The 7,162-nt window shown below is 39.2% G+C and carries 9 protein-coding genes; all 9 read right to left on the minus strand.

Annotated elements, in window-relative coordinates; all coding sequences use genetic code 11:
* Positions 1–1,769 (minus strand): Fe-S protein assembly chaperone HscA (hscA, locus tag BAZSYMA_RS00995; protein WP_143243046.1); only part of this gene is annotated, 1,769 nt, incomplete at its 3' end.
* Positions 1,770–1,773: 4 nt separating this feature from the next.
* Positions 1,774–2,289 carry a Fe-S protein assembly co-chaperone HscB gene (gene hscB, locus BAZSYMA_RS01000; RefSeq protein ID WP_237731717.1) on the minus strand — a complete coding sequence of 172 codons (516 nt, stop codon included), beginning with the start codon at positions 2,287–2,289 and terminating at the stop codon, positions 1,774–1,776.
* Positions 2,290–2,303: 14 nt separating this feature from the next.
* A complete protein-coding gene (gene iscA, locus BAZSYMA_RS01005; protein WP_090714647.1) occupies positions 2,304–2,627 on the minus strand; it encodes an iron-sulfur cluster assembly protein IscA in 324 nt (107 codons plus the stop codon).
* Entirely contained in the window at positions 2,627–3,004 is a 378-nt protein-coding gene (iscU, locus tag BAZSYMA_RS01010; RefSeq protein WP_090714649.1) for a Fe-S cluster assembly scaffold IscU, read from the minus strand. The genes iscA and iscU overlap by 1 nt, the downstream gene beginning before the upstream one ends.
* Positions 3,005–3,098: 94 nt before the next feature.
* A complete protein-coding gene (locus BAZSYMA_RS01015) occupies positions 3,099–4,313 on the minus strand; it encodes an IscS subfamily cysteine desulfurase (protein ID WP_090714652.1) in 1,215 nt (404 codons plus the stop codon).
* A 1-nt stretch (position 4,314) separates the two neighbouring features.
* Positions 4,315–4,725: an Rrf2 family transcriptional regulator gene (locus BAZSYMA_RS01020; RefSeq protein WP_090714654.1), complete on the minus strand. Its 411-nt coding sequence runs from the start codon at positions 4,723–4,725 to the stop codon at positions 4,315–4,317.
* Between the two features lie 71 nt (positions 4,726–4,796).
* Positions 4,797–5,495 carry a serine O-acetyltransferase gene (gene cysE / locus BAZSYMA_RS01025; protein WP_090714656.1) on the minus strand — a complete coding sequence of 233 codons (699 nt, stop codon included), beginning with the start codon at positions 5,493–5,495 and terminating at the stop codon, positions 4,797–4,799.
* Positions 5,496–5,531: 36 nt separating this feature from the next.
* Complete coding sequence (locus tag BAZSYMA_RS01030) at positions 5,532–6,371, minus strand: lysophospholipid acyltransferase family protein (RefSeq protein ID WP_090714659.1); 840 nt, start codon at positions 6,369–6,371, stop codon at positions 5,532–5,534.
* Between the two features lie 12 nt (positions 6,372–6,383).
* Positions 6,384–7,109, minus strand: coding sequence for a PP-loop family protein (locus BAZSYMA_RS01035; RefSeq protein WP_090714661.1), 726 nt, complete (start codon positions 7,107–7,109; stop codon positions 6,384–6,386).
* Positions 7,110–7,162: the final 53 nt, after the last annotated feature.

The raw sequence follows: 7,162 nt of genomic DNA on the forward strand, positions 1-7,162 counted from the left end.
CTGACTACCTCAAGGTTATCTATTTTATCTTTAATTATTTTCTCATCTTTATCTTTAACAACTGCTTCTAATTGCGATCTAGCGTGCATAATATCATCAAGCATTGCCTCATCCAGCATATCTTTGTCTTTGGCAAGTGCAGAATCAATCGCTTCCATGGTTCTATCGGCTTCCACTTGCATTTCGTGCAACTGTCTAGCCTTGATGTCGTCTTGTGCAAATAAAATGGAGTCTTTTAACATTTTTTCCATCTCGCTATCACTCAACCCATAAGAAGGTTTAATACTCACATCGGCTTTAACACCTGAAGTTTGTTCGGTGGCACTAACAGAGAGTAAGCCATCAGCATCAACTTGAAACTCAACACGAATACGGGCATTACCTGCCACCATCGGCGGTATACCTCTAAGTTCAAATTTCCCCAATGAACGGCAATCTTTAACCAGCTCTCGCTCACCTTGTAAAACATGTATGCTCATTGCTGTTTGTCCATCTTTAAAGGTGGTGAATTCTTGTGCACGGACAATTGGAATAGTGGTGTTTCGATGCACTACTTTTTCTACCAAACCACCCATTGTCTCCAAACCCAACGACAAAGGCAAAACATCTAAGAGCAGCATATCATCTTGTGACTTATTGCCCACTAATAAATTCGCTTGAATAGCAGCGCCTTTGGCGACCACTTCATCAGGATTGATACTGCACAAAACTGGCTTATTAAATAAATCACTAACCATTATTCTCACTAATGGCATGCGCGTTGAACCACCAACCATAATAATATCTTTAACATCATCTATAGTAATCTGGGCATCTCTCAATGCACGCTTCGTGAGTAGTAGCGTGCGCTTAATGAGCGCCTCAGACAAAGATTCAAACTTTGATTTACTAATGCGATATGCCGCTTCTATGCAGTTAAATTCGGCAAATTCATTATCAGTTAGAGTTTCTTTAGCTGTGCGTGCAAACTGCTTTATTTTTTGTATTTGCGTAGGCGTTAAATCACCTAGCTTTAACATTTTAATACAATCGTCAATAATCAGCTGATCAAAGTCATCACCGCCCAAACTGGAGTCGCCGCCTGTAGAAAGTACTTTAAATACGCCTTTTTGAAAACTCAAAATTGAAATATCAAAAGTTCCGCCACCTAAATCGTACACAGCGTGAACCCCTTCTTCACCTGATTCTAAACCGTAAGCAACTGCTGCTGCCGTTGGCTCGTTTAACAACCTTAAGGTGTTTAACCCTGCTAATGTCGCTGCATCTTTGGTGGCTTGTCGCTGTGCATCATCAAAATAAGCAGGCACGGTAATCACAGCGCCCATCAAATCACCGCCTAACGACTTTTCTGCACGCTCTTTAAGTGAGGTTAGGATTGTTGATGAAATTTCCACAGCAGATAAATTGCCCATTGCCGTATGGAATTGTACATTATTGCCATTTTCCACCAAGTTATACGGGCAATTTTTAAAGCCTCTAACTTCCTGATAGTTCAAGCCCATAAAGCGCTTAACCGATATAATTGTGTTTGTTGGGTCAGTTTTTGCATAAGGGCAAGCATCACAACCAACAGTCAGTTTGTTGTCTTTGCCGCAATGCACCACCGAAGGCAAAATCGCTTTATTGTTCTCATCCGTTAACACCTTACTTTGTCCACTCTGAACCGATGCCACTAAAGAATTAGTCGTGCCTAAATCAATACCAATAGACAATTTATGCTGATGTGGTGCGTTTGCTTGCCCAGGTTCTGAGATTTGTAATAATGCCATAACCTTACAACCACTCATCCATTAATTGGTTTGCCTGTGTATTTAATTGCGTATAAAACTTCAATTCTCTAACCAAGTTTTTAATCTTGTTAAATTCATCTACTTTGAATAAGTGTTGAATTTTCTCAATATTTTGTGCTACTTTACCTGTAATATCTACAATAAAATCATCTAAAGCCATTTCATCTTTTGTTGTTTTTATCGCATCTAATGATTCTCTAAGCTCAATTTGGCTCATTAGAAAACCCACATCCATTTGCGTATCTTTCTCATCGAAAGCATCAATACCCTGCAATTCTAACAAATAAGTAGCACGCAACAGTGGCGACTTTAGTGTGTCAAAGGCAGTATTAATTAGCGAAGTGTTTTGTATAGCCATGACTTTTTTTTTGTCATCTGCTATGGCAAATTTATCAGGGTGAAACTGTGCGATTTGCGTTTGATAAGTTTGCTCTAAAACACTTAAATCTATTGCAAAATCAACTTTTAGCGAGAATAACTCGAAATAGTTTTGCATCATTCAATATGGAAAAATTAGACTGTAAATGACTCGCCACAGCCACATTCAGCTTTGGCATTTGGATTGTTAAATTCAAAGCCTTCATTCAGCCCTTCTTTAACAAAATCCACTTCGGTACCATCTAAATAAATCAAACTTTTTGCATCGATAATCACTTTGACCCCGTTATCTTCAAAAACAGTGTCGTCGCCATTCGCATTATCGACAAATTCCATATTGTAACCTAAACCAGAACAGCCAGTGGTTTGCACAGATAGACGAATACCCAACCCTGAACCACGATTGGCTAAAAAGCCAACCACGCGTTCAGCGGCAGACTCTGTCAAAGTGATTGCCATTACGCCTTAGATTTAATGTCACTAATTGCTGCTTTAATTGCATCTTCAGCCAATACTGAACAATGAATCTTAACAGGGGGAAGTGACAATTCTTCTGCAATGTCTGAGTTTTTAATTTGCGCTGCTTCATCCAAAGTTTTCCCTTTAACCCATTCGGTCAAAAGTGAACTTGAAGCAATAGCAGAACCACAACCATAAGTTTTGAATTTTGCCTCTTCAATCACGCCATTGTCATCCACTTGAATCTGTAAACGCATTACATCGCCACAAGCAGGTGCACCGACCATGCCTGTGCCGACATTTTTAGCGTCCTTATCTAAAACGCCAACATTACGAGGGTTTTCGTAATGGTCTAATACTTTTTCACCGTATGCCATATTATTTCTCCTAAAAAAATCTTATTGTTATTTTAATTATACCCGTTCAAAAAATTTGAACAGACAAGGTATTCACTGGATAACAGTATGTGTTTTAATGAGCAGACCATTCAACTTTGCTCAAATCAATACCCTCTTTATACATATCCCATAGCGGCGATAAATCACGCAATTTGTCTACCTTTTCACGCACCAAAACAATTGCTTTATCGACATCAGCTTCAGTGGTATAGCGACCAATGGTAAAACGAATAGAGGAATGCGCCAATTCATCGCTCAAACCTAGTGCGCGTAATACATACGACGGTTCAAGACTCGAAGAGGTACACGCCGAACCTGAAGAGACAGCAATATCGTTGATTGCCATCATTAGTGATTCACCTTCTACATAGTTAAAACTAATATTTAAATTACCTGGAATACGCTGTTTCTCATCGCCATTAACCACCACTGCTTCCATATCAACAAAACCCGCTAATAAGCGATCACGCAAAACAGCAATTCTTTTGTTTTCTTCATTCATCTCAGAGCGAGCAATAGCAAAAGCCTCACCCATGCCAACTATTTGATGGGTTGCCAATGTACCTGAGCGCATACCACGCTCATGACCGCCACCATGCATTTGTGCTTCTAAACGAACACGCGGCTTACGACGCACATACAAAACACCAATACCTTTAGGTCCATAGATTTTATGCGCTGAAAAACTCATTAAATCAACGGGTAGTTCTGACAAGTTAATCGCCACTTTTCCTGCTGATTGTGCTGCATCAACATGGAAAAATATTTTGTGTTCACGGCAAAGATTGCCAATCGCTTCAATGTCTTGAATGACACCGATCTCATTATTAACATGCATAATAGAAATCAACACCGTATCTTCACGAATTGCATCTTTTAAAACATTCAAATCCAATAAGCCATTTGCCATTGGGTCTAAATAAGTGACTTCATAGCCTTCACGCTCAAGCTGTCTACAAGTATCTAATACCGCTTTATGCTCTGTTTTTAGCGTAATAATGTGCTTGCCTTTTTTCTTATAAAAGTGTGCAATGCCCTTAATGGCTAAGTTGTCCGACTCGGTTGCACCTGATGTCCAAACAATCTCTTTTGGATCAGCACCAATCAAATCTGCCACTTGTTTTCTAGCGGTCTTTACCGCTTCATCAGCTTGCCAACCATAGTAATGCGAATTAGAGGCTGGATTACCAAAATCGCCATCCATAGTGAGGTATTTCATCATCTTTTCTGCAACCCGTTTGTCAACGGGAGTGGTTGCAGAATAATCCATATAAGTAGGTATTGTCATATTATAGTCCTTCGTGATTATCAATCACCATTTGCAAAGTTTTGCTGTTTAAAAATGTTCTAATTTGTTCGCTCACATCACACCATAACTGGTGAGAAATGCATTGCTTGCCGTTATTACATGCGCTCATTCCTTTGCAACGGCGTAAATCAATGTTCTCATCCACCGCTTCAATGATTTGAGTTAGACTAATGTCTTTTGCTTGTGTATTAAGCAAATAACCACCGCCAGGCCCACGCACACTTTTTACCAAATCTGCACGGCGTAATTTCGCAAATAATTGTTCTAAATAAGACAAAGAAATATTTTGCCTTTGTGAAATAAAATCCAAAGTAATCGGCTTTCCAGCATTGTTAGCTGCCAAGTCTAACATTGCTGTTATTGCGTAGCGTCCTTTAGTAGTAAGCTGCATGTTAATTCCAAATGTTTATTTAAAGAAGATCCATTATACATTTAACCTAGTGTTTTAGTCAAGTAATAAATTTATTTACTTTCTATCTCTAAGTTGTTAACCGAGCTGTCTTTATATTCTTTAAGATTTAGTTCTTTTGAGACTTTATGTAATTGTGAATCCACATCATGCAAGTGCAACAAAATTGAGTTAATTGCCTTAATCGTAGGATCATCAGCCTCTGTGCCAACCGCATAAGAATCAAAACTGTTTGATTGTGTTTTGGCGTCTTTCAGTACGCGTGCAGGTACACCAACAACGGTCTGATCGTCATCAACTGACTTAACCACAACAGAATTAGAGCCTACACGCACATTGTTACCCAGAGTAATTGGACCTAAAATTTTAGCACCTGCGCCAATCACCACATTATTACTCAATGTCGGATGGCGCTTGCCTTTCTTCCATGTCGTGCCACCCAAAGTAACGCCGTGATAGAGCGTACAATCATCGCCAATTTCAGCAGTCTCGCCAATGACCACACCCATACCATGGTCAATAAAAAATCGACGCCCAATCTTTGCCGCAGGATGAATTTCAACACCCGTTAGCCACCGAGCAATCATTGAGATAAAACGCGCTAGCCATTTAAGCTTCAACATCCATAGACTATGTGCCAAACGATAAAATAGCATTGCCTGAACGCCAGAATAAGTGGTTATTATTTCAAAAGTATTTCTCGCTGAAGGGTCACGCTCAAATACACTTTCAATGTCTTCAATAAATTTCATCCAAACAATTATACAATATGAACAGTATGTGGTTAACTAATAGCGAATAATGCCTTTGAAGCGCTTATAATTCCATAAATACTGTTCAGGTTTGGTTTTAACCAACTGTTCAATCGCCTGATTCATCAAAGCCACATCATCATCTACCATACCTGTGCTTGATAGGATATTCACAGGTTTAACATTCAACTCATAACCTTTGCCATTATCTAAACGATCTGCCCAGGTCATTAGCACTTTGGCATTATTGTTTCTTGCCAATTTAACCAATAGTGTCATAGTTCGAGTATCCTGTTTAAAGAAAGACGACACCACGCTGCCTTTTTCATCAGGATATTGATCTGGCAAAATAGCAATAAGCTGCTTGTCTTTGAGTGCACGCTGTAATTTTAAAACGCCCTTTTTATTCGCCGCTACCATATGCAAATCTTGCTGCTGACGCAAAGAAAGTAACAAGGCGTTTTGTTTTTTATTATTCAATTCTTTGTACATAAAGGTCGTTGGCCTGTGTAGTGATACCACGCGAGCAGCGATTTCCCAGCAGCCAAAATGTGGCACTAATAAAATAGTATTTTCATTGCCTTTAAGATGCTGTGCACCCTTTGTTTTAACGATGTGCTTAGCATTATATTCAAAACTGTTAAACCAAACAAAGCCAGATTCACTCAAACCTTTACCTGATTCAATTAAGGATTCTTTAACCAAATCTTGTTGCTGCGCTTTACTCAAATTAGGGAAACAAATCTCAATATTTTTACGCACAACATGCTTGGATTGGCTGTTGGTTAAATATAAAAGACGACCAATCAAAGTGCCAATCAAGTGATTGAGCTTAAGCGGCATCATTGAAAACAGTTTTAAGAAAAATTTAACCATTCCAAAACCTTGTTAACTCTCATCCAACATAGGCTTCATGGCACTAAGCAAGTTCTTATATAGGCTTGGAACACGCTTTTCTTCACTTAATAACCACTTTTTAAAATAGGTGCGTTCGCTCGGCATACTAAAACACGCTGGACAAGAATCTGGGATCACTGGCAAATCAGCAGACTTAGCAAAATCAGCCAATTGTCGCTCACGCACATACGCCATCGGGCGAATAACTCGCAAATCTTTATTGTCATTAATATAGTGTGCTTTCATCGTTTGAATTTTGCCATTATGAAACATTGACATCATTAAACTCTCACACAAATCATCTAGATGTTGCCCCAAAGCTAGGACATTGTACCCTTCCCTGCGCGCCACCTGATACATCAAGCCGCGTTTAATACGCGCGCAAAATGAACAATAAGAATCGCCCTTCATGCTTTTTTTAGCTTGCTCCATAATGGGAAATTCTTCAAAAAAATATGGTGTATCAAACTTCTTGAAAAAACCTTCTAATGCCTGAGGTTTAAAGCCTTCCACCTGTGGGTCGATCGTCACCACACCCAATTCAAACTTTTTGGGCGAAGTTGCTTGAAAATGACGCAAAATATGAAACAAACTGAGTGAATCCTTGCCACCTGACACTGCCAATAAAATTTTATCGCCCGTTTTAATCATACTAAAATCCGCAATCGCTCGTCCGACTGGTTTAAGAAGTAATTTAGGTAGCTTTTGATTCGTCATTTTTGGAATTTTACAGTCTATTTAATAGCACGCCTAACTATTGCCAAACAATG

The organism is Bathymodiolus azoricus thioautotrophic gill symbiont, from assembly GCF_001298715.1.
GTDB lineage: Bacteria > Pseudomonadota > Gammaproteobacteria > PS1 > Pseudothioglobaceae > Thiodubiliella.

What these genes read in the sequence shown, in the direction of transcription:
- hscB (WP_237731717.1), bottom strand. Translation starts at nt 2,289, where the DNA reads ATGATGCAAAACTATTTCGAGTTATTCTCGCTAAAAGTTGATTTTGCA.
- iscA (WP_090714647.1), bottom strand. Translation starts at nt 2,627, where the DNA reads ATGGCAATCACTTTGACAGAGTCTGCCGCTGAACGCGTGGTTGGCTTT.
- iscU (WP_090714649.1), bottom strand. Translation starts at nt 3,004, where the DNA reads ATGGCATACGGTGAAAAAGTATTAGACCATTACGAAAACCCTCGTAAT.
- BAZSYMA_RS01015 (WP_090714652.1), bottom strand. Translation starts at nt 4,313, where the DNA reads ATGACAATACCTACTTATATGGATTATTCTGCAACCACTCCCGTTGAC.
- BAZSYMA_RS01020 (WP_090714654.1), bottom strand. Translation starts at nt 4,725, where the DNA reads ATGCAGCTTACTACTAAAGGACGCTACGCAATAACAGCAATGTTAGAC.
- cysE (WP_090714656.1), bottom strand. Translation starts at nt 5,495, where the DNA reads ATGAAATTTATTGAAGACATTGAAAGTGTATTTGAGCGTGACCCTTCA.
- BAZSYMA_RS01030 (WP_090714659.1), bottom strand. Translation starts at nt 6,371, where the DNA reads ATGGTTAAATTTTTCTTAAAACTGTTTTCAATGATGCCGCTTAAGCTC.
- BAZSYMA_RS01035 (WP_090714661.1), bottom strand. Translation starts at nt 7,109, where the DNA reads ATGACGAATCAAAAGCTACCTAAATTACTTCTTAAACCAGTCGGACGA.